We start from the raw sequence: 244 nt of genomic DNA on the forward strand, positions 1-244 counted from the left end.
AGCCCGTCGCCGGGTGACCTGCCGCCGTCAGCCGATCCGCCGAGCTAGCACCTGCCCCGGCCATGCCTCGGACAGGAAACGTTCGGTGGGAGTGAAACCATGGCGCTGGTAGAACGCGACCAGTTCGCCTCCGCCGCCCGCCCAACAGTCGACCCGCAGCAGCTCCACGCCGGCCCGCCGGGTCACGTCGGCGGCATGGGCCAGCAGCGCCGCCCCGATGCCCAGACCGGCGTACCGTCGGTCG

1 protein-coding gene is annotated in these 244 nt (G+C 73.0%); it reads right to left on the reverse strand.

The genetic code is table 11. The features are described 5' to 3' along the window. Window positions 1-27: 27 nt before the first annotated feature. The coding region (locus tag IF89_RS0137065; RefSeq protein WP_030778406.1) for a GNAT family N-acetyltransferase at window positions 28-244 on the reverse strand (217 nt) is incomplete at its 5' end.

The sequence above is a fragment of the Streptomyces sp. NRRL F-2664 genome, from assembly GCF_000719345.1.
Taxonomy (GTDB): Bacteria; Actinomycetota; Actinomycetes; order Streptomycetales; family Streptomycetaceae; genus Streptomyces.